This window comes from Nocardia sp. PLKS1-43 (assembly GCF_059510335.1).
In genome coordinates this window covers 92,779-112,713 of sequence record NZ_JCAJZQ010000008.1, presented here as the reverse complement: position 1 = coordinate 112,713, position 19,935 = coordinate 92,779, and the positions used below count along the sequence as shown (strand labels likewise).

The following is a 19,935-nucleotide window of genomic DNA, read 5'->3' as shown; positions in this document are numbered from 1 at the left end:
TTTCGATCTCGTAAAACTCCTTCACGCAATCACCTAGCACGCACGTCAAAAGTTCGCACGCTTTTCGGGTAATTAACCTGCACGCCCCGCAACGGCCATCCGAACGGGCCCCGAACCAGGAGAATGTCGGCCCAAACCATGACATCGGTCACAGAACCCGGTGCGCGCGGCGCCGCTTCGAACCGAGCATTTCCATCAGGAAACTACCGTTTACCTGCAGTTTTGTGAGCGCTCACATGATTGCCGCCAAGCGGGCGCGAACGCCAAACAGATCAGTATCTCGACACTAAGCTGAAAAGTAAACAGCGCAGAGGTTAAATCTGCGATTCACTCGGTTTGAAATCCCCAATGTGGAAACTATTGACTCGATTTGTTTGTCCGTCCTAACGTACGACATCGCCGTCGTCGGCGCCGCACGAAAATGTGAGTGCCGCGAACTGCGATCGCCGGACCCCCGGCGACACAGTCCGAGCCCGATCTCGGCGAGGTCCCATCCGGCCGCGCCAAGGGAGCCGGACGGCCGTTGCTACCGCACCGCTCGACAACGCCGACGAGCTCGCACCATCGAGGAGTTCACCATGCCCATGCCCACTCACCTCCCAGGGCCGAATGCCGACGTCTGGGATTGGCAGATGCGCGGATCCTGCCGCGGAGTGGACTCGTCGGTATTCTTCCATCCCGACGGCGAGCGCGGGCGTGCCCGCACCCAGCGTGAGCTGCGCGCCAAGGAGATCTGCCGGAACTGCCCGGTGCTCATGCAGTGCCGCAGCCACGCGCTGAAGGTCAGCGAGCCGTACGGCATCTGGGGTGGCCTGTCCGAGACCGAACGCGAAATGCACGCGCGCCGTAACCGCCGCCGCGTCGCCGTCTGAGCCGCCCGAACGCGCCGCCGCCGAGGTTCGGAGAAAATTTCTCCCCATCCGCGAACGCGGGTGCGCCGAATCCCTAGCAAATACCCGGCCACTCGAGCACCGGTCAGTGAACAGCACGGACACCGCACTCTGGAATATTCGGCTACCGCCGTGAGACCTGCGGTGCGGCGGTCGGCAGCGTTGCCACCCGAGATTACGGCAAGCGCCGCCTGATTCAGCGGAAACGGTCTACGCAACCATGCAGCAGTCCGTATCCACCGAGCAAGTTCGACGTTGATCCACTGCGCACCAATACGGCGTTTCGCATATGTACTCGGCGTGTCCGCGGCGTGTCCAACGAAAAATCTCCGCGTGTCGAGCGATGTCCGAAAACCGCTGAGGCGCAGTCGGTTTTGCCGATACCCCAGCGGAGAGGAGGTCATAGCGGCAGGCTACGGTAGTGGCCGATGACACAGAATGGAGCGTTGTGACAACGCGGCCGCCGGCCGCAGAGGACGACTCGTTCCACCAAGCGTTTCGGGACGGGCGGGCGAACTCCCCCAGCGTGGACTCTGCGGTGACGGCGCGCGCAGCCGAAGGACTCGAACTGGCAGCACTACTGGAACGGTGCGGGCTGTCCGATCAACGAGCCTTCGCCGAACTGTACGACCGAACATGTGCACGTGTATTCGGCCTGGTACTGCGCGTACTACACGATCCGGGTTACGCGGAGGAGACCACGCAGGAGGTCTACCTCCAGATCTGGCGTACCGCAGCCAATTTCGACGCGACCAAGGGTTCCGCGGTCACCTGGCTGATGACGCTGGCCCACCGGCGCGCGGTCGACCGGGTTCGCGCGGAACAGGCCCACGCCCTGCGCGAGGTCGCCTACGGGGCAAGCACTCTCGGTAACGAGTTCGACGAGGTCACCGAGGAGGTCGGCAGGCGCCTGGAGCAGCAGGCCGTACGCGCGGGCCTGGAAACGCTGACCGCCACGCAGCGAGAGGCCATCTCGCTCGCCTACTTCGGCGGACATACGTATGCGGAGGTAGCCGCGCAGCTCGGCGTAGGGTTACCGACCGTTAAGTCCCGTATCAGGGACGGCTTGACCAGACTGAAGAAGAATTTGGGAGTGACGTGAGATGAACGAAAGCCAGATCGATCTCGCGCACATGGTCGCGCTCGGGTCGATCGGCGACGAGGACCAGCGCGCAGTGCGGGAGATAGCCGAGGGCGACGACCCGGCGCTGCGTGCGGACTTCAACACGGAAGTGCAGCTGAACCGACAAGCTCTCACCCTGTTCGCCTCGGCGTCGGCAACCCCACCGCCCGCCTCGCTACGCGATCGCGTCCTGGACATGATTGCCGCGGAAGAGTCCGAAAGTCCCGCACCGGCCCGTACGCCACGTAATCCGGTACACCCGGGCAGCCCTACCGCCTAGCCGATTCCGACCCACTGCGGGACAACCGAATCCGCAGCCGAGAATCTCGATATTCCTGATAAGTCAACGGGCCGTTCACATTCATGAATGAATGTGAACGGCCCGCAATTCTGTTTACCCCGAAACGAATGTCCTGGGCCGCGCCGGCCGAAATTCCGGATATCCCATCGGGATAACTAATCCGAAACGCGGGAGACCCACTTCCCCACCCCCGCGCGGCACAGTCCGCGAGCCTCCGTTGAAGATCGACCCGTTGCCGACCATCCTCGAAACACACGGTTGAACCGAGAAACTCGCGCCTTCGGCGGGCAAGCCCACTCGACCGCGAATCGCTCGCGCGTAGCCGAAGCCAACAACCGGCTACGCGAGTTGCACACTCCCCCAACACCACACGAACACGCGCTTCAGCCAGACCGTTCATTCCACGACACCGCCCAGCGTCGCCGCGAGGGCGCCGAACCGGGTTTGGGTTTCGCTTCGCTGCAGCGAAGCGAAGCCCAAACCCAGAGCCCCCAGCCCAAACCCAGAGCCCAGAGCCCCCAGCCCAAACCCAGAGCCCGGAGCCCGGAGCCCGGAGCCCGGAGCCCGGAGCCCGGACAAGTACACCACCGAAGCGTCTCAGTCCGGCGTAACCGCTGGCGAAGCGAAAGACTCGACCACACCGAACCCCAAAGACTTCGGCACACACCCATCGCCCCGAGGCGAAGCGAGGCGAGGCGAAACACCAACGCGCCCAGCGGCGAAGCGTCTCCGTCCCGCTGGAAATCGCCCGCGAAGCGAAAGGCTCAGCAAGGCCAACCCCAAGGGTTTTCGGCGCGGGCTCGTCGTTCGGCCCTCGAAGCGCATGGCCGAAGGCCGAGTCTCGAGGGCCGAACGACGAGCCTTACAGCGCCGAAAACCCGCCGCAGCGAAGCGGAGGCCAAAAATACAGCTCAGTGCGCGTGACCGTGGTGGTCGTCGGCCTCTTCCTCGGCGGGCTTGTCGACGACGGCGCTCTCGGTGGTGAGCACCATGCGGGCGACGGAGACGGCGTTGAGAACCGCGGAGCGGGTCACCTTCACCGGGTCCACGACGCCCTCGGTGACCAGATCACCGTAGGTGAGGGTGGCGGCGTTGAAGCCGTCCTTGGTGTCGGCGACCTTGCTGACCACGACCGCACCGTCGACACCCGCGTTGCTGGCGATCCAGTACAGCGGGGCCTCGAGCGCCTTGCGCACGACCTCGACGCCGACCGCCGCATCGCCGGAGAGCGATTCACGCAGTTCGGCCAGCTTGGTGCTCGCCTGCACCAGAGCGGTGCCGCCGCCGGGGACGATGCCCTCCTCGACCGCCGCCTTGGCCGCGCTGACCGCGTCCTCGACTCGGTACTTGCGCTCCTTGAGCGCGGTCTCGGTGGCCGCGCCGACCTTGATCACCGCGACGCCGCCGGCCAGCTTGGCCAGCCGCTCCTCGAGCTTCTCGCGGTCCCAATCGGAGTCGGTGGCCTCGATCTCGCTGCGCAGCTGGGCAATTCGCCCGTCGATGGCCTCCTGGGTGCCCGCACCGTCGACGATGGTGGTCTCATCCTTGGTGACGACCACGCGACGCGCCGAACCGAGCACGTCCAGGCCCGCCTCACGCAGGCTGATGCCCAGATCGGGGTTGACCACGGTCGCGCCGGTGACGATGGCCAGATCGTCCAGGAACGCCTTGCGGCGGTCGCCGAAGAACGGCGCCTTGACCGCGACGACCTTGAGCGTCTTGCGAATCGCGTTGACGACCAGGGTGGACAGCGCCTCGCCCTCGACGTCCTCGGCGATGATCAGCACGGGCTTGCCGTTCTCGGCGATCTTCTCCAGCAGCGGAAGCAGATCCGGCAGCGAGCTGATCTTCTCGCGGTGCAGCAGCACCACGGCGTCCTCGAGCACCGCTTCCTGCTTGTCCAGGTCGGTGACGAAATACGCGGACAGATAACCCTTGTCGAACTGCACGCCCTCGGTGATCTCGAGGTCGGTGCTCACCAGGGAGGATTCCTCCACGGTGACCACGCCGTCCTTGCCGACGGTGGTCAGCGCCTTGCCGACCATCTCGCCGATCTCCTCGTCGCGGGAGGAGACGGTGGCGACCTGCGCGATGGCCTTCTCACCGGAGACCGGCTCGGCCGCCGCCAGCAGCGCCTCGGAGACCACGTCGGCGGCCTTGCTCATACCCGTGCCGAGGGCGATCGGGTTGGCCCCGGCGGCGATGTTCTTCAGGCCACCCTTGATCAGCGCCTGCGCCAGCACGGTGGCGGTGGTGGTGCCGTCGCCGGCGACATCGTTGGTCTTGGTGGCGACGCTCTTGACCAGCTGCGCGCCCAGGTTCTCGAAGGGGTCCTCGAGGTCGATGTCGCGGGCGATGGTGACGCCGTCGTTGGTGACGGCCGGGCCGCCGAATGCCTTGGCCAGGACCACATGCCGGCCGCGGGGACCGAGCGTGACCTTGACGGCGTCGGCGAGCTTGTCGACGCCGCGCTCCATTGCCCGACGAGCCTTCTCGTCGAACTCGATCTGCTTTGCCATGTTTCGAAATTCCTTCAGTGTCTGGTCGTCGGCGCTCGCCGGGCCCCGCGCACGCGGACTGCCGCCGGGCCGAGCTCGAGCGCCGCGGAGGCGCCGTAACGAACGCTGCCCCGGTGCCTCATCTCAGGGCGCCGGGGCAGCATTCGCCTACAGCTGGGTCACTTGTTGACGACAGCCAGGACGTCGCGCGCCGACAGGATCAGGTACTCCTCGCCGTTGTACTTGATCTCGGTGCCGCCGTACTTGCTGTAGATGACGGTGTCGCCTTCCTTCACATCCACCGGGATGCGGTCGCCCGTGTCGGTGACCCGCCCGGGACCCACGGCGATGACGGTGCCCTCCTGGGGCTTCTCCTTCGCCGTGTCGGGGATGACCAGGCCGGAGGCGGTCGTCGTCTCGGCCTCGCCGGCCTGGACGAGGATCTTGTCCTCGAGCGGCTTGATGTTCACGCTCGCCACGTTGAGCCCTCCACTTTCAGGGGATTTCTTCTCGTCCGGGGCTGTTCCCCGGACTCACGGTTTCGGTCGTGTGCCGACCCTGCGCATAGCCCCGTCGTCGCGGGTGCCGGGACCCCAGTGCAGTGGTCGTGCTGGCAGCTGAGCAACTTCCACCAGTGCCACCTAGCACTCTATACAGCAGAGTGCCAGCGCTCAAGGTTGGGTAGTGCTGATTTATTCGACACCCGCCCCGCAACCGGCCGCGGTGCGACACGTTGCGCGACACGCCGACGATTTTCCGGCGGAAACCCGCGATGACCCTGCACCTCACAGGTAACTCGAGTCACACGGCCAACACGGTGGTAATCGATCCGAAAAATCTGTAACGTTCGGATAACGGAATGTGACACTATGGACGACGGCTTCGTGATGTTGCCGTGCCATACAGATGCCGTGCCGCCAGAAGGCTCCGCGCCATCGGGAGGTGCAGTCGAATGGTTCCACATCGTCACGCGATCCGCCGAGCGTTGTACATACTGCTTCACCCCGCGCGAGCCCTTGGCGCACACCATGGAACGAGTATCAGACCGCAAGTGATCGTCGCCGGACCCCACGCCCGACCGGATCACGGGCCCGGCCCGATCGGCTCGGACCATCCGCCATCCACGCGGATGTCCGTGCTGTCCGCATCCGATGGTCGGCGACGCGATGACCATCCGCTCGAAGGGAGGTGAACATGCGAACATCCCTCGGCATTTCCGCCGGGAACGAGGTGGTGTGCTCGGCGCTTGTCGCCACCGCACCCAACGGCGCTCAGGAATTCGACTACCGGATCGTCTCCGCGGACGCCGCACAATCCGATCTCGGTGATCTGGTGGCCTCCTCGATCGAGCTGATGACCACTCGGATGCCCCGCGAATTCGTGTACCCGCGCGGTGCGGGCGCCGCCGCACCGGCGCCCGGCGAACCGTTTCCCACCCCCGGCGCCATCGCGGTCGCCTACCGCGATCGGGAACAGGCCGTGGCGATCCGCTCCGCCATCGGCCGCCAGCGCCGCGACGTCCAGCTGATCCTGGAAAGCACTGCCGCACTGACCTATCTGCGCCACACCGGGCTGCTGGACCGGTACGAAACGGTCGGCCTGATCGATCTCGGCGCCTCCGGTATGACCGTCTCGGTGGCCGACGTCGCCGACGACGCGGTACTGCACAGCGAGCGCACCGACAACATCAGCGGCAACGCCATGGACGAGCTGATCTACCACCATCTGCTCGACTGCCATTTCGCCCGCCGCGGCACCCGGCCCAACCGCACGATGCTCATCAATCGCGCCCGGGCCGCCAAGGAGCACCTGTCCATCGCCCCGGCGGTCACCATCGATCACGTTGCCGGACAGGCGCTCAAGCTCACCCGCGCCGATTTCGAGGAGTTGATCGCGGACCTGTTGCACGAGGCCGCGATCTTCGCCGCCGCGGTGTTCGCCCGCGCGCCGAAACATCCCCGCGCGGTCACCGTGATCGGCGGCTGCGCCAATATGGCCGCCGTGGTCAACGGCCTCGCCGATCTGCTCGACCCGGTCGTGCTAACCGTGCCCGAGCCGGAGGCGGCGACCGCGAAAGGCGCTGCACTGGTTGCCGATTCGGCACAGCCGTCGGCCTTCCCGGTGATCAGCCTCGGTTCGGACGCCAAACCCGGCCCCTTCACCAAACTCGTCGGCACTCTGGCCGGCGCGGTCGTGGTACTCGGCCTGGTCATCGGGTACGGCGTCAAGGAACTGGTGCCCGCCGCCGACCACGACGTCACACCCGCCGGTACCAGCCACACCGCGGATTTCCCCACCACCTCGGCACCGCAGCCGGCTCCCCTTCCCGCGAGCCCTTCGAGCACCACCACCGAGCCGATCGCGCCGAGCCGGCACACCGCTGCCGATACCACCTCGAGCCCGTCGACCTCGGACACCAGCGAGCAGCCCACCACCACGCCGAGCACGACACCGGAGACCACCGGCGTGCCGCTGCGTCCGGACCCGGGGCTGCCGCCCATCCCCCTGCCGGACCTGCCCCACCTGTTCGGCCCGCTGCTGGGTACCACCACCCCGCAGACCAGCGTGCCGAACACCGTCCCGGCCCCGACCACCACGACGACGACACCGAGTCACGGTCCGCACCTGCCGCGCGCCAACACCGGTTCGGCCGCGCGAGCGACACTTCACCCGGCCATCTGAGACCGACGGCACCGAGCCGAATAACGCCCCGCTCCGAACCGGAACACCAAATCCCTGAATGCGCCTTGCATTCCGCGTGCGGACGCCACTCAGCGCCGGAACGTCATCCATCGCTCCGAACGACCCACAACCGACGACAACACACCACGCTGGGTTCACCCCGCTCCCAACCGGAACACCATCGCCGAGGCACCCGCATTCCACGTGCGGACGCCGCTCAGCCGGAACAGCACCCATCGGTACGACCGACACCACCAACCAACAACGACACTCCACGCTGGGTTCACCCCGCTCCCAACCGGAACACCATCGCCGAGGCACAACCCGCATTCCACGTGCGGACGCCGCTCAGCCGGAACAGCACCCATCGGTACGACCGACACCACCAACCAACAACGACACACCACGCTGGAATCGCGCGCTCCCAACCGGGCCCCCAAGACACCACCCGTCCCCCGCGCGCCGACAACGGCATCCATCGCTCCGACCGACGTGATCAACCAACGACAACACGCCGCGCTGGGGTCGCACCGCTCCCCAACCGGAACACCAATCCCGATACACAACCCGCATCTCCCGTGCACGGGCGCCGATCGGCCGGGACGGCGCTGAATCTGTCCGACCGACGCCGTCAACCGACGGCCGAGCGGGCCGAATTTCACCCGGCTTGGGTCCGCCGCATGAACGCCTGTTTCGCGCGCCGTCGGCACCGACCCGGGCGTTGCATACCGTCGCGCCGACCGACGCCATCCATCGATGGCAGCAGATGTCGACGATGCGACGGCCATCGCCCGGGAGGAGTTCTCCGGCCCGGTCGGCGCGGTCATCGGTTGCATAGCGTGCCGGATACGTACCGAGTACCGAGTCAGCCCTGCTGGGCCTCGCGCACCGGCCGATCGCCGTCGCATCGACCCACTGCGACATCGGAATGAATACTCGCTGTACATATTGTTCTGCCCCGTTCGGGGGCGCACGGCTGCCGTAAGCTGTCGCGGTCATGCAGATGGGACCAGTACGCCGTATCGTCGTGGCCGTCGCCGCGATCAGCACCGCGGCGGCCGCGACCGCATGCGGGCACCCGACTCCGGCGAAACCCATCCAGCAGGTCATCGATGTCTCCGAGGACGCTTGCGGCCAGGGGTGGTCCGATCCGCACACCGGTCAGCAGACGCTCTACTTCCGCAATACCGGTTCCAATCCGACGACGGTCGACCTCATCGACATTCACACCGGCGCCATCTCCGCCGAGGTGCCCGATATCGGGCCGAACACCACCCGAAGCATCCGCGTCGACGTCGGGGGCGGCACGTTCGCCTTCCGATGCGCCATGGAGGGTTCGAGCAACGCGCTGATCACCGGCCCCACCGTGACGATCGCCGGGCCGCCCGCGGCCTCGGCGATACCACCGGTCACCCCCGAAGATCTGTACGGACCGGACAAGCAGTACGTGGACTACGTCGCGGCCGGACTAAACCGGCTGGCCGCCGACACCGACGCCCTGCGCGCCACGGTCGATCGCGGTGACCTGACCGCTGCGCGCACAGCCTGGCTGACCGCCCATCTGGACTACGAACGACTCGGCGCGGCCTACGACGCGTTCGGCGAATATGACGGCAAACTCGACGGCCGCACCGACGGTCTCGCCGGTGGTACCGTCGATCCGCAGTTCACCGGATTCCATCGAGTGGAATACGGTCTGTGGCACGGCGAATCGCTCACCACGCTGGCCGGATCCGTCGATCAGCTGACCCGGGATGTGCACGGCCTGGTCGCGGACTTCCCGAACATCCAGGTCCCGCTGCTGGATCTGGGGCTGCGCACGCACGAAATCCTGGAGAACACACTGCAATTCGAGATGACCGGCAAAGCCGACTACGGCAGCGGCACCTCTCTGGCCACCGCCGTGGCGAACATCGCCGGGACCCGGGAACTGCTCACCGTGCTGGATCCGGTGCTGCGCAGCCGATACCGACAGCTCCCCCAGGTTACGACCTGGTTGAACCGCTTCGAGTCGCAGCTGGAGACGCAGCACATCGGTGCTAGTCCCGGCGTTCCGGCCAGCGGCACGTGGACTTCGGTGTCCGCGCTGAGCTTCTCGGATCGGCAGCGGCTGAACGGCACACTGAGTCAGTTGCTGGAATATCTCGCACCGATCGCGACCATCTGCAAACCGCGAAAGACGTTCCAGTGAGCGCGAATCCATCGCCGAGCCGGCGTTCCTTCCTGCGTGGTGCGATGGCAGCGGGCGTCGGCGGCGCGGTGACCGCGGCCTCGGCGGCCGCCCCCGCCGCGCTGCATACGGTCACCGCCGCACAGGCCGCACCACCGTTCCACGGAATCCATCAGGCCGGAGTCGCCGATCCGCCGCCGCCCGGCGCGCAGGGAATCACAGCGGCGTTCGACGTCATCGCCGAGAATCCGGCCGAGCTGACCGAGCTGTTCCGCACCCTCACCGAACGCGCCCGCATCCTCAGCGCCGGCGGGCCGCCCGCCGCGGTCGGCATCACCGCACCCCCCGCCGACAGCGGCGTACTCGGGCCGGACGCACCACCGGGCGGGCCGGTGATCACGGTGGGCGTGGGTGCGAGTCTGTTCGACGACCGGTACGGCCTGTCCGGCAAGCGGCCGGCGAAACTGACCGCGATGCCGAAGTTCCCCAACGACGATCTCCGATCTGCCTGGTGCCACGGCGATCTGAGCCTGCAACTGACCGCCGCCGACGCCGATGTCTGCGTGCACGCACTGCGCGACATCACCCGCGCGACGCGCGGTGCGATGCAGCCGCGCTGGCGGATGAACGGCTTCGTCAGCCCGCCCCGGCCGAGTGGGACACCGCGAAATCTGTTCGGCTTCAAGGACGGAATCGCCAATCCGGGCAGTGCCGACTTTCCGCATCTGGTCTGGGCCGGGGCCGGAGAGCCCGCCTGGGCGGGCGGGGGTACCTATCAGGTGGTCCGGCTGATCCGGATGCTCGTGGAGTTCTGGGATCGGGTCGCGATCACCGAGCAGGAGAACATGTTCGGCCGAGTGCGCGATACCGGCGCACCACTGAACGGCAACCACGAGAGCGACCTGCCGGACTACAGCGACGATCCCACCGGACTGGTCATCCCGCTGAACGCCCATATCCGCCTGGCCAATCCGCGCACGCCCGATACCGCCGGCAGTCAAATCCTGCGCCGCAGTTTCAACTACGACCGCGGCAACGACGACGCCGGCAATCTCGACCAGGGCCTGATCTTCCTGTGCTACCAGGCCGATCCGCACGCGCAGTTCGAGGCCGTGCAGAATCGGCTCGCGGACGAACCCCTGGCCGACTACATCTCCCCCTTCGGCGGCGGGTATTTCTTCGTACTGCCGGGCGTGCGCGACGACGCGGATTTCTACGCTCGCGCGCTGGTGACGTGAGGGAGCGAACCATCGGCACAGCGCACGACAGAGGCGAGCGCCGGCGAGGCGGAGTCGTGAGCGGAGCGGAGCGCAGCGGAGCGAACCATCGGCACAGCGCGCACCGCGCACGACGGAGGCGAGCGCCGGCGAGGCGGAGTCGTGAGCGGAACTTCCATCCGACAAGCGGACGTCGCCCGGTGTTCACCCCTGGGAAATCTCCGCTCGTGACTATCGTGTGACTTCGCATGAGCGGCGAGGCGGGATCGACCCAGGAGGACATGTGAGTACAGGCTCCCAGTGGCGCGCACGGGCGCGGGGCGGCAGCGGAAAGTCCAAGCGAGGCACGACGATCGCCGCCGCCGTCGCGACGGTCGGGCTGCTCGCGGCCGCGTGCTCGTCCTCGACCAGCACCACCGCGAACGAGCAGTCGGCGAGCACCACTACGCCGATCAAGCACATCGTCGTGCTGTACGACGAGAACATTTCCTTCGACCACTATTTCGGCACGTACCCGAACGCCGCCAACACCGACGGCGTGCAGTTCCAGGCCGCGCCCGGCACCCCCGCGATCAACGGTCTGACCCCGGATCTGCTGACACACAACCCGAATCTGTTCCAGCCGCAGCGGCTGGGGCCGGACAAGGCCATGACCTGCGATCAGGACCACTCCTACAAGGCCGAGCAGGAGGCGTTCGACAACGGCAAGATGGATCAGTTCGTCCAGAAGACGCAGAAGGACGAATGCCCGGCCGCCTACGGTCCCAACGGGATCGTCATGGACTACTACGACGGCAACACTGTCACCGCCATGTGGAACTACGCCCAGCACTACGCGCTGAGCGACAACTCCTTCGGCACCACCTTCGGCCCCTCCACACCGGGCGCGCTGGAGGTGACCGCCGCGCAGACCTACGGCGCGCAGGCCATCGACGCGAAAACCGGTAAGCCGGTACAGGATCCGAACCTGGTCGCCACGCCGGACGCGCAGGGCGTCGGCTCCGATATCGACGACGCCGACCCCGCCTACGACGACTGCTCGAACAAGAGCCACACCACCACCGACAACCTGATGGCCATGAACGCCAAGAACATCGGTGACGAGCTGAACGACAAGAACATCAGCTGGGGCTGGTTCCAAGGCGGATTCACCCCGACCGGCAAGAACGACGCCGGGTACGCCGTGTGCGGTTCCAAGCACGCCAACGTCGGCGGTCAGCAGGCGCTGGACTACAGCCCGCACCACGAGCCGTTCCAGTACTTCAAGTCCACGTCCAATCCGCATCACACCGTGCCCGCCTCGCTGGACGAGGTCGGCCACGCCGGTCCGGCCAACCACCAGTACGGGCTGGAGTGGTTCGACCAGGCCGCCAAGGCGGGCAAGCTGCCCGCGGTGAGCTACGTCAAGGCGTCGGAATATCAGGATGGCCACGCCGGATACTCCGACCCGATCGACGAGCAGCACTTCCTGGTGGACCGGATCAACGCGATCCAGCAGTCGCCGGACTGGAAGTCCACCGCGATCTTCATCGCCTACGACGACTCCGACGGCTGGTATGACCACGTCGCCGGACCGGTGATCAACGGTTCCACCAGCGCCTCGGACGTCTACGGCCCGTGCGCGAGCAAGCCCGCCCTCGGCGGTCACCAGGGCCGCTGCGGCACCGGCCCGCGCCTGCCGCTGCTGGCGATCTCCCCCTACGCCAAGACAAACCACGTCGACCACACCCTGACCGATGAGACGTCGATCGTGAAGTTCATCGAATCGAACTGGTCCCTGCCGGTTCTGGGCAACGGTTCCTCCGAAGCCACCGCGGGCGACCTGTCCGGCATGTTCGACTTCGCCTCCCCCAAGGCCACCCAGCTGATCCTCAACGCGGACGGCACCGAAAAGCACTGAGCGACAAGCGGTCCGAACAGCCTGCACGACACGAACCGAAGGCCGCCGGAGCGCGCCTTCAGACTCAACCTATCACATTCATGTGATAGGTTGAGTTCTGTCCTGTTCGAGATAATCGCAGAGGCGGAAGTGGTCGAGTTCCTGTTCGCCGCAACCTGGGTGAAGGTGTGCGGGAACTCCGCTTCACTCTCACGGACAACCGCAATGCCCGAATCACTTGCCAAGAAGGCCTGCGAGAACGACCACGACCGGACGTACCATCGCGTGTTTACCCTGCAAGAGAGGAGGACGAATGATCACACAGGACGAGTTCGACCGTCGGAGCGCAGAGGTGCGAGCCACTGCGGAGTACCAGGAAGAGATGGAACGACTGCAGCTGGCCTATGCCGTGGGCCAGCAGGTCAAAGCTGCTCGTGAGGCCCTGGGCTGGTCGCAGAGCGAGCTTGCCAGGCAGGCCGGCATGAAGCCGCATGCGATCAGCCGCCTGGAGGCCGGTACGGTCCTGCCCTCGCTGGCAACGTTGAACAGGGTTGCTCATGCGATGGATCAGCATCTGACGATTGCTTTCGCCGCGTAGGGCAGCTGTCCAGTCCGCCCGGACTAGGGCAGTTGGGTGGTGGAGACGGCGAGGCCCGGGTCGGTGGCGACGGTGAGCGGGGAGGGTTTCGCGCCGCCCGCGATGACGTGGGCGCCGAGGGTTGCGATCATGACGCCGTTGTCGGTGCAGAGGCGGGGTTTGGGGACGCGGAGGGTGAGACCGGCTGCGGCGCAACGTTCCTGGGCCATCGAGCGGATGCGGGAGTTCGCGGTCGCGCCGCCGCCGAGCACCAGGGTGTCCACGCCGACGTCCTGTGCCGCGCGAATCGCCTTGCGCGTCAAGACATCCGCGACCGACTCCTGGAACGAGGCGGCGATGTCCGGAATCGGCAGTTCCCGTCCCTCGCGCTGCGCGGCCTCGACATACCGGGCCACGGCGGTTTTCACCCCGGAGAAGGAGAAGTCGTAACGCGCGTCGCGCGGGCCGGTCATACCGCGCGGGAAGGCGATGGACTGCGGATCGCCCTGCGCCGCAGCGGCATCCAGTGCCGGTCCGCCCGGGAAACCCAGGTCCAGTAGCCGGGCGACCTTGTCGAAGGCCTCGCCCGCGGCGTCGTCGACGGTGCTGCCGAGTTCGGTGATCGGCTCGGCCAGATCGGTGACGTGCAGCAGATGGGTGTGCCCGCCCGACACCAGCAGCGCCACGCACGGCGGCATCGGACCGTGTTCCAGGGTGTCCACGGCGACATGGCCGCCGAGATGGTTCAGCGCGTACAGCGGGATATCCCACGCCGCCGCATAGGCTTTCGCGGCGGCGACGCCGACCAGCAGAGCGCCGGCCAGACCCGGGCCGATGGTTACCGCGATCGCATCGGGCCTGGCCACCTCGGCCGCGGCCAGTGCGCGCCGCATGGCGGGCACGATCGCCTCCAGATGTGCGCGCGAGGCGATTTCCGGGACCACGCCACCGAATCGGGCATGCTGCTCCACGCTCGAGGCGACCTCGTCGGCCAGCAGTTCGCAACTACCGTCCTCGCGCCAGCGCACGATGCCGACGCCGGTCTCGTCACAGGAGCTCTCCACACCCATCACGATCATGCCCGCTCACCCCTGTCGGTCGGCACATCGATTGTGCGACAGCCTGTTTCACAGCCCGCAGGGATCAAGTCCAGCGGTGCGCCGCGGTTCATGTGAGCACCTCGTTCGGATCGACGACACCGGCGGTCGCGGGACGGCGCATGGTGAACGCGTCGGCCCCGCTGGGCTGGTAGTAGTTCTTGCGCAGACCGATGATGTGGAAGCCGTGCTTCTCGTACAGCGCGATCGCCGGGGCATTGTCGGTGCGGACCTCGAGGAAGACCGGCCCGCCGCGCCTGCCCGCCTCGGCCAGCAACGCGCGCAGCAGTATCGTGCCGATCCTGCTGCGATGGCTGTCCGGATCGACGCCGATGGTGTGGATCTCGGCCTCGGGATGATTCAGCGGACCCAGCAGCGCGATCCCAGCATAGCCGACGATGCGGCCGGATTCGTCCCGCGCGACCACGTACCGGTTGTGCGCGCCGGCGAGCTCGGATTCGAAGGCCACATCCGGCCACGGATCGTCCTCGGGAAACAGCACCTGCTCGAGTTCGACACAGCGATCGATCGCCGACCGATCCATCGGCTCGATCCGGATCGACGGCGCGATCCGACCGCTCATGCTGTGTCCTTCCGGGCGTGCGCGAGGGCCTGCGCGGTGACGCCGCGCTGCCGCCTCTCGCCCCGACCGCTCATGGCCGCACCATCTCGGGCACGAGCGGCGGCCCGCGCGGTGACGCTGCGCTGCCGCCTCCGGCCCCGACCGCTCATGCCCGGACCGCCTGATAGCTGCGTTCGACCGCGTCGGGGCGGCGCAGGTACAGCGGGATCAGCGGTTGCGGAGTGGCTCGCGCCAGCAGTTCGGCGGCGGCGCAGCCGACCAGCCCGGCCGGGGACGGTGTCTCCACCGGCAGCACCGGAAGATCGAAAAAGTCCACATGCGAAGCGGATCCGGCGATGACGGTGGAATCACCGGACTCCAGCTCACCCGGTTTGCACACCTGCGGGCCCGCGACCCGCACCACCGCGCGCCCCTGCGGTCCGCCGTTGCCGCTGCCGACCACGAACGATCCGGCCAGGGCCGCCTTGGACACCGCGCGGTAGCGGGCCCAGTACACCTCGCGGCGCCGGGCGTCGGTGACCACCAGCAGTTCCGCGTCGACCGCGGAGATGTCGCGCCACGCCGCGGCGGCGATCGCGTCCAGGCTGCACACCCCGTACACCGGCAGGCCCAGGGCGTCGCCGAATGCGGCGGCGGTGGCCATCCCGACGCGCAGTCCGGTGAACGGGCCCGGCCCGACGCCGACGACGACCGCGTCGAGTTCGGCGCGGGAACGTCCTGCGGTGTCGAAGCATTCGAGAATCTGCGGGGTGAGCACCTCGTTGTGAGCGCGGGCGTCCACGGTCACCCGGGACGCGAGCGTGCGGACCTCATGGTGCTGGGGCGCGGCCTGCTCCAGTGCCACCAGTCCCGCGGTGACGGCAGGCGTCGCGGTATCGAGGGCGAGTACAAGCATGATTGCCTCAACGATACCGGGTGGTCACCTCCACGACGGCAACCCGGCCGCCCCCGGTTCACCTCGTCGTCGCAGCGGTAGCACCGGCTCGGACCGCAACCGGTAGCGCGGATCCGTGCACCGACGCCAACAACCAAGCACCGCAACGATTACCGGCATCGTCGCGGCTTGCCGCCACCGTACGATCCGGCGTTCACGCCCGGCGATGGTGTCCGGCATCACACCGCGCGGGCACTGCGATCCCGTCGCGAGCCGGAAATCCGGCAGTACATTCGACCGGCCGATTCAGGTGGCGGCGACCCACTCCCAGGTCGCGGTGCGAACGTCCGAATCCGGCTCGCGGCGCAGCAGCACGCGCAGGTGTCGATCGGCGAGATGTTCCACGACGCCCAGACCCCATTCGACGACCACGACGGCGTGATCCAGATCGGTGTCCAGATCGAGGGAGTCGAGTTCGCCCAGATCTCCGCCGAGGCGGTAGGCATCGACGTGGACCATGCCTACCGCGCCGGGATGGTCCCCGGCGCGATGCTGCCGGGCGATGATGAACGTCGGCGAGCTGACTCGTCCCTGCACCCCGAGCCCGTCCGCGAGCCCGCGGGTCAATGCGGTCTTGCCCGCGCCCAGCGGACCGTCGAGCACGACCAGATCCCCGGGGCCCAGGTCGCGGGCCAGTTCGCGACCGAGCGCCTCGGTATCCTCGACCGTCGGCAGAATCCGCTGTTCAGCCACCTGCGACCTCCCGCTTCTCCCCGGCGCCGAGCAGCCCGCCGCGCAACAGCAGGCGGTCCAGAGCGGCATTGACCAGATCCGGGTACTGCATATGCACCATATGCGCGGCATCGGTGACGCGGACCAGATCGGCCTCGGGTAACCGGCTGGCCAGCGCGACCGAATTCCGGAACGGGATCACCATGTCGTGCCCGCCGCCGAGGACCAGCTCCGGCAGTGGGGCGAGCGTGGGCAGCGCCGCGGATTCGTCGTGCAGGTGCAGTGCCTCGAGGAATTTGACGATGGTGTCGACGCTGGTCCGATCGATCATCGAGGTGGTGAACCGGGACAGGGTCGGGCTCACCTCGCCGTGGAACGAGCTGACGTGCAGGATCGGCGTGATCACCTGCCGGACGGCGACCCGCCCGGCCTGGATCAGCGCGGGGGCGGCATGCACCGCCACCCGGAATCCGTCGACGGCCGGATTGCGCAGCAGCTGCGGCACGCCCGCCGCGGCGACCTGCGCGGCCGTGGTCGACAGCAGCGCAACCGCGCGCACCCGCCCCGGCACGCCCGGCGGGCCCGAAGGAGACAGCTTGCGTAACCACGCAGGGCCCTCGGAAGGGTCGGCATCGGATGCAGCGAACAGGTCCGGAAACTGCGCGGCGGCGGCGAGAATCGCCATCCCTCCCATGGAATGCCCGACCAGCATCAGCGGACCGTCCGGCGCGCACGCCCGCACCACCCGGACCAGATCACGGCCCAGCTGCGGCACGGTGCAGCCGCCGATGCTCGACTCCCCCGAGCGACCGTGCCCGCGCAGATCGAAGAAGATCATGCGAACCGTTGGGCCCCAGAGCTTTTCCAGATCGCGTCGCTGAAAGTGGAAGGACTCCATACTGTTGCAGAAGCCGTGCACGAAAATCACGGTGGCGGGCGCGTCCTCGGGTCCGCACTCCCGAACCGCCAGTGCCACACCGTCTTCGGTGACCACCGTGCGCGCCCGGTCCCGATCGAGCAGCGTGAAATCCTCCTCGCGCAGTTCGTCGACGCGGGCCGGCCACTGCACCGTGGCGCCGACGCGCCGCAGCGCGTGCGTTGCGGCGAGCGCGCCGAGCACGCCCGCGGTCGCCATCCCGCCCTGACAGACGACTCTCGCAATACTCTGTGGCCGAGCGTATTTCATGAACAGGCCCCTCCGCCCACATAACGCCGCACGACCCGCCCACGCGGCGAGCACACGATCTCGTAGTGGATGGTACCCAGCAGATCGGCCCATCGCTGCGGATGCGTCTGCCCGGGACCGCCGCCGAACAGCACCGCGGTATCGCCCTCCCGGACGCCGGCCACATCGCCGCCCAGGTCGACCACCAGCTGATCCATGCACACCCGCCCGACGCTCGGATAGTCGCGTTCGCCGATGCGCACCGAGATCCGCCCGCCCAGCGAGCGGAACACGCCGTCGGCGTAGCCGGCCGGAATCAGCGCCACGGTGGTGTCGCGCGGTGCGACCCACTCGTGCCCGTACGACACGCCCTCCCCCTCGGCGACCCGTTTCACCAGTACGACCTGCGCCTGGAAGGTCATCGCGGGCCGCAGCCCGAATCCATCCGCCTCGATCGGCGACAACCCGTACATCGCGATACCGGGCCGGACCATGTCGAAGGTGAGATCGGGCCGGGCCAGCGCGGCGGCCGAATTGGCCAGATGAGCGAGTTCGGGCTCGAGTCCGAACTCCTTCGCGGCGGCGATCGCCTCCAGCAGCCGATCGCGCTGCAGATCGTTACCCGGATGCTGCGGGGTGTCGGCGTGGGCGAGATGGGAGAAGATCGCCCGGAACCGAACCGCGCGCTCGTCGACCAGGTCCCGCAGCAGCCGCAAGACCTGCGGGTATTCGATATCGGAGACGCCGTTGCGATTCAAACCGGTGTCCACCTTGAGCGATACCGTGGCGGTCACGCCGGTTTCGCGGGCAGCCCGTTCGATCGCCCGCAGCTGCCATACCGAGGACACGCCGAGCTCGATATCCGCGGCGACCGCGGCGGAGTAATCGGCGTCGACCACGTTCAGCCAGCTCAGGATCGGCGCCCGGATTCCCGCCTCCCGCAGCGACAGCGCCTCGGCGATGGTTGTGACGCCGAGTTCGGCGGCGCCGGCGGCCAGCGCGGCCCGTCCCACCTGCACCGCGCCGTGGTTGTAACCGTCGCCCTTGACCACGGCCATGACCCCGGCGCCACCCGCGCAGTCGCGCAGCACACGCACGTTGTGTGCGATGGCGTCCAGGTCGACGACGGTCTCCACCTGCGCTGCTGTGCTGTTCACGGCTACCGATCCTGCCATTGCCGCGCCCAGGGCCGTCGTCCGGTTGGTCCAGTCCATCCGGAAGCGCTTGCTTGGAGCGCACTCCAGGTACTTACCGTTGATTTCGGGGCCGGCAGGGCCCCGACCACTGACATGGAAGGTTCCCATGAGCAAAGTTTGGTTCATTACCGGTGTGTCGCGTGGATTCGGCCGCGAGTGGGCGATCGCGGCGCTGGAGCGGGGAGACCGAGTCGCCGGAACCGCGCGCGAGGTGAGCACGCTCGACGATCTGACCGCCGAATACCCCGGCACCTTCCTGCCGCTGCACCTGGACGTCACCGACCGGGACGCGGATTTCGCGACGGTGCGGCAGGCGGCGCAGCACTTCGGGCGACTCGACATCGTGGTGAACAACGCCGGTTACGGCCACTTCGGCATGATCGAAGAGCTCACCGAGCAAGAGGTTCGCGCACAGCTGGAGACGAATCTGTTCGGCGCACTGTGGGTGACGCAGGCGGCGCTGCCTATTCTGCGCGCGCAGGGCAGCGGTCACATCATCCAGGTGTCGAGCATCGGCGGGATCAGCGCGTTTCCGAATATCGGCGCATACCACGCGTCGAAGTGGGCGCTGGAGGGCTTCTCCCAGTCCCTCGCCCAGGAAGTGGCCGGTTTCGGCATCCACGTGACCCTGATCGAGCCGGGCGGTTTCAGCACCGACTGGGCGGGCCCGTCCGCGAAGCGCAGCACCCCGAATCCGGCGTACGACGCGGTTCGCGCCCTGCGCGAGAAGCAGCGGTCCGAACGCAGCGTCGGTGAGCCGAGTGGCACCCGGGAGGCCATCCTGCAGGTGGTCGACGCCGAGCAGCCGCCGCTGCGCATCTTCTTCGGCGTGGATCCGCTGGGCATCGCGACGGCGGACTACGAGTCCCGGCTGGCGCAGTGGCGCGAATGGAACAAGGTGTCCGAAGTCGCCCAGGGATCCTGAAAACCGGCCACGAGAAGTTCTGTGCC

Annotated in this window: 17 protein-coding genes; 9 read left to right on the top strand and 8 right to left on the bottom strand. The window is 67.4% G+C overall.

Annotated elements, in window-relative coordinates:
• The first annotated feature begins 578 nt into the window (after positions 1-578).
• From AC5WS7_RS26420 to AC5WS7_RS26410, 3 genes are all read left to right on the top strand, one after another.
• Positions 579-872 (top strand): WhiB family transcriptional regulator, encoded by a 294-nt coding sequence (locus tag AC5WS7_RS26420; RefSeq protein WP_040819224.1) that lies wholly within the window; start codon positions 579-581, stop codon positions 870-872.
• Between the two features lie 544 nt (positions 873-1,416).
• On the top strand, positions 1,417-1,992 hold the full coding sequence (locus AC5WS7_RS26415) for a sigma-70 family RNA polymerase sigma factor (RefSeq protein ID WP_067683424.1): 576 nt from the start codon (positions 1,417-1,419) through the stop codon (positions 1,990-1,992).
• Position 1,993: 1 nt separating this feature from the next.
• Positions 1,994-2,293 carry an RskA family anti-sigma factor gene (locus AC5WS7_RS26410; RefSeq protein WP_495957280.1) on the top strand — a complete coding sequence of 100 codons (300 nt, stop codon included), beginning with the start codon at positions 1,994-1,996 and terminating at the stop codon, positions 2,291-2,293.
• Between the two features lie 932 nt (positions 2,294-3,225).
• On the opposite strand, the gene groL is transcribed toward AC5WS7_RS26410, so the two are convergent.
• Together groL and groES are read right to left on the bottom strand one after the other, a co-directional pair.
• The gene (groL, locus tag AC5WS7_RS26405) at positions 3,226-4,833 is read right to left on the bottom strand and encodes a chaperonin GroEL (protein ID WP_495957279.1); all 1,608 of its coding nucleotides are present in this window, start codon (positions 4,831-4,833) and stop codon (positions 3,226-3,228) included.
• A gap of 158 nt (positions 4,834-4,991) precedes the next feature.
• Positions 4,992-5,291 (bottom strand): co-chaperone GroES, encoded by a 300-nt coding sequence (gene groES, locus AC5WS7_RS26400; RefSeq protein ID WP_067683434.1) that lies wholly within the window; start codon positions 5,289-5,291, stop codon positions 4,992-4,994.
• 715 nt (positions 5,292-6,006) lie between these two features.
• On the opposite strand from groES, the gene AC5WS7_RS26395 reads away from it, so the two are divergent.
• The 5 genes from AC5WS7_RS26395 to AC5WS7_RS26375 all read left to right on the top strand — a co-directional run bounded on the left by AC5WS7_RS26395 (position 6,007) and on the right by AC5WS7_RS26375 (position 13,358).
• Positions 6,007-7,494 carry an Hsp70 family protein gene (locus AC5WS7_RS26395; RefSeq protein ID WP_495957278.1) on the top strand — a complete coding sequence of 496 codons (1,488 nt, stop codon included), beginning with the start codon at positions 6,007-6,009 and terminating at the stop codon, positions 7,492-7,494.
• A 997-nt stretch (positions 7,495-8,491) separates the two neighbouring features.
• Entirely contained in the window at positions 8,492-9,685 is a 1,194-nt protein-coding gene (locus tag AC5WS7_RS26390; protein ID WP_495957277.1) for an EfeM/EfeO family lipoprotein, read from the top strand.
• Between the two features lie 44 nt (positions 9,686-9,729).
• Entirely contained in the window at positions 9,730-10,902 is a 1,173-nt protein-coding gene (locus AC5WS7_RS26385; RefSeq protein WP_495957462.1) for a Dyp-type peroxidase, read from the top strand.
• 262 nt (positions 10,903-11,164) lie between these two features.
• Positions 11,165-12,781 (top strand): phospholipase C, encoded by a 1,617-nt coding sequence (locus AC5WS7_RS26380; RefSeq protein WP_495957276.1) that lies wholly within the window; start codon positions 11,165-11,167, stop codon positions 12,779-12,781.
• A gap of 292 nt (positions 12,782-13,073) precedes the next feature.
• Positions 13,074-13,358 carry a helix-turn-helix domain-containing protein gene (locus tag AC5WS7_RS26375; protein ID WP_495957275.1) on the top strand — a complete coding sequence of 95 codons (285 nt, stop codon included), beginning with the start codon at positions 13,074-13,076 and terminating at the stop codon, positions 13,356-13,358.
• A 23-nt stretch (positions 13,359-13,381) separates the two neighbouring features.
• Here AC5WS7_RS26375 and tsaD read toward each other — a convergent pair whose 3' ends face one another.
• From tsaD to alr, 6 genes are all read right to left on the bottom strand, one after another.
• Positions 13,382-14,416 (bottom strand): tRNA (adenosine(37)-N6)-threonylcarbamoyltransferase complex transferase subunit TsaD, encoded by a 1,035-nt coding sequence (gene tsaD / locus AC5WS7_RS26370; protein ID WP_495957274.1) that lies wholly within the window; start codon positions 14,414-14,416, stop codon positions 13,382-13,384.
• 88 nt (positions 14,417-14,504) lie between these two features.
• Positions 14,505-15,017, bottom strand: a complete 513-nt coding sequence (gene rimI, locus AC5WS7_RS26365; protein ID WP_495957273.1) for a ribosomal protein S18-alanine N-acetyltransferase — start codon at positions 15,015-15,017, stop codon at positions 14,505-14,507.
• A 145-nt stretch (positions 15,018-15,162) separates the two neighbouring features.
• Entirely contained in the window at positions 15,163-15,912 is a 750-nt protein-coding gene (tsaB, locus tag AC5WS7_RS26360; RefSeq protein ID WP_495957272.1) for a tRNA (adenosine(37)-N6)-threonylcarbamoyltransferase complex dimerization subunit type 1 TsaB, read from the bottom strand.
• A 285-nt stretch (positions 15,913-16,197) separates the two neighbouring features.
• Positions 16,198-16,713 carry a tRNA (adenosine(37)-N6)-threonylcarbamoyltransferase complex ATPase subunit type 1 TsaE gene (tsaE, locus tag AC5WS7_RS26355; RefSeq protein WP_495957271.1) on the bottom strand — a complete coding sequence of 172 codons (516 nt, stop codon included), beginning with the start codon at positions 16,711-16,713 and terminating at the stop codon, positions 16,198-16,200.
• A complete protein-coding gene (locus AC5WS7_RS26350; protein WP_495957270.1) occupies positions 16,637-17,809 on the bottom strand; it encodes an alpha/beta fold hydrolase in 1,173 nt (390 codons plus the stop codon). The genes tsaE and AC5WS7_RS26350 overlap by 77 nt, the downstream gene beginning before the upstream one ends.
• The gene (alr, locus tag AC5WS7_RS26345) at positions 17,806-18,963 is read right to left on the bottom strand and encodes an alanine racemase (RefSeq protein WP_495957461.1); all 1,158 of its coding nucleotides are present in this window, start codon (positions 18,961-18,963) and stop codon (positions 17,806-17,808) included. The genes AC5WS7_RS26350 and alr overlap by 4 nt, the downstream gene beginning before the upstream one ends.
• Before the next feature lie 127 nt (positions 18,964-19,090).
• Between alr and AC5WS7_RS26340 the strand changes: the two genes are divergently transcribed.
• The gene (locus tag AC5WS7_RS26340; protein WP_495957269.1) at positions 19,091-19,909 is read left to right on the top strand and encodes an SDR family oxidoreductase; all 819 of its coding nucleotides are present in this window, start codon (positions 19,091-19,093) and stop codon (positions 19,907-19,909) included.
• Positions 19,910-19,935 lie beyond the last annotated feature (26 nt).

Bases quoted from the DNA above. Each gene is read 5' to 3' on its own strand.
- tsaD (WP_495957274.1), bottom strand. From the start codon at position 14,416: ATGATCGTGATGGGTGTGGAGAGCTCCTGTGACGAGACCGGCGTCGGC.
- AC5WS7_RS26385 (WP_495957462.1), top strand. From the start codon at position 9,730: ATGGCAGCGGGCGTCGGCGGCGCGGTGACCGCGGCCTCGGCGGCCGCC.
- AC5WS7_RS26395 (WP_495957278.1), top strand. From the start codon at position 6,007: ATGCGAACATCCCTCGGCATTTCCGCCGGGAACGAGGTGGTGTGCTCG.
- AC5WS7_RS26420 (WP_040819224.1), top strand. From the start codon at position 579: ATGCCCATGCCCACTCACCTCCCAGGGCCGAATGCCGACGTCTGGGAT.
- tsaE (WP_495957271.1), bottom strand. From the start codon at position 16,713: ATGCCGCTCTGGACCGCCTGCTGTTGCGCGGCGGGCTGCTCGGCGCCG.
- alr (WP_495957461.1), bottom strand. From the start codon at position 18,963: ATGGCAGGATCGGTAGCCGTGAACAGCACAGCAGCGCAGGTGGAGACC.
- AC5WS7_RS26340 (WP_495957269.1), top strand. From the start codon at position 19,091: ATGAGCAAAGTTTGGTTCATTACCGGTGTGTCGCGTGGATTCGGCCGC.
- groL (WP_495957279.1), bottom strand. From the start codon at position 4,833: ATGGCAAAGCAGATCGAGTTCGACGAGAAGGCTCGTCGGGCAATGGAG.
- AC5WS7_RS26390 (WP_495957277.1), top strand. From the start codon at position 8,492: ATGCAGATGGGACCAGTACGCCGTATCGTCGTGGCCGTCGCCGCGATC.
- tsaB (WP_495957272.1), bottom strand. From the start codon at position 15,912: ATGCTTGTACTCGCCCTCGATACCGCGACGCCTGCCGTCACCGCGGGA.
- AC5WS7_RS26410 (WP_495957280.1), top strand. From the start codon at position 1,994: ATGAACGAAAGCCAGATCGATCTCGCGCACATGGTCGCGCTCGGGTCG.
- AC5WS7_RS26375 (WP_495957275.1), top strand. From the start codon at position 13,074: ATGATCACACAGGACGAGTTCGACCGTCGGAGCGCAGAGGTGCGAGCC.
- rimI (WP_495957273.1), bottom strand. From the start codon at position 15,017: ATGAGCGGTCGGATCGCGCCGTCGATCCGGATCGAGCCGATGGATCGG.
- AC5WS7_RS26350 (WP_495957270.1), bottom strand. From the start codon at position 17,809: ATGAAATACGCTCGGCCACAGAGTATTGCGAGAGTCGTCTGTCAGGGC.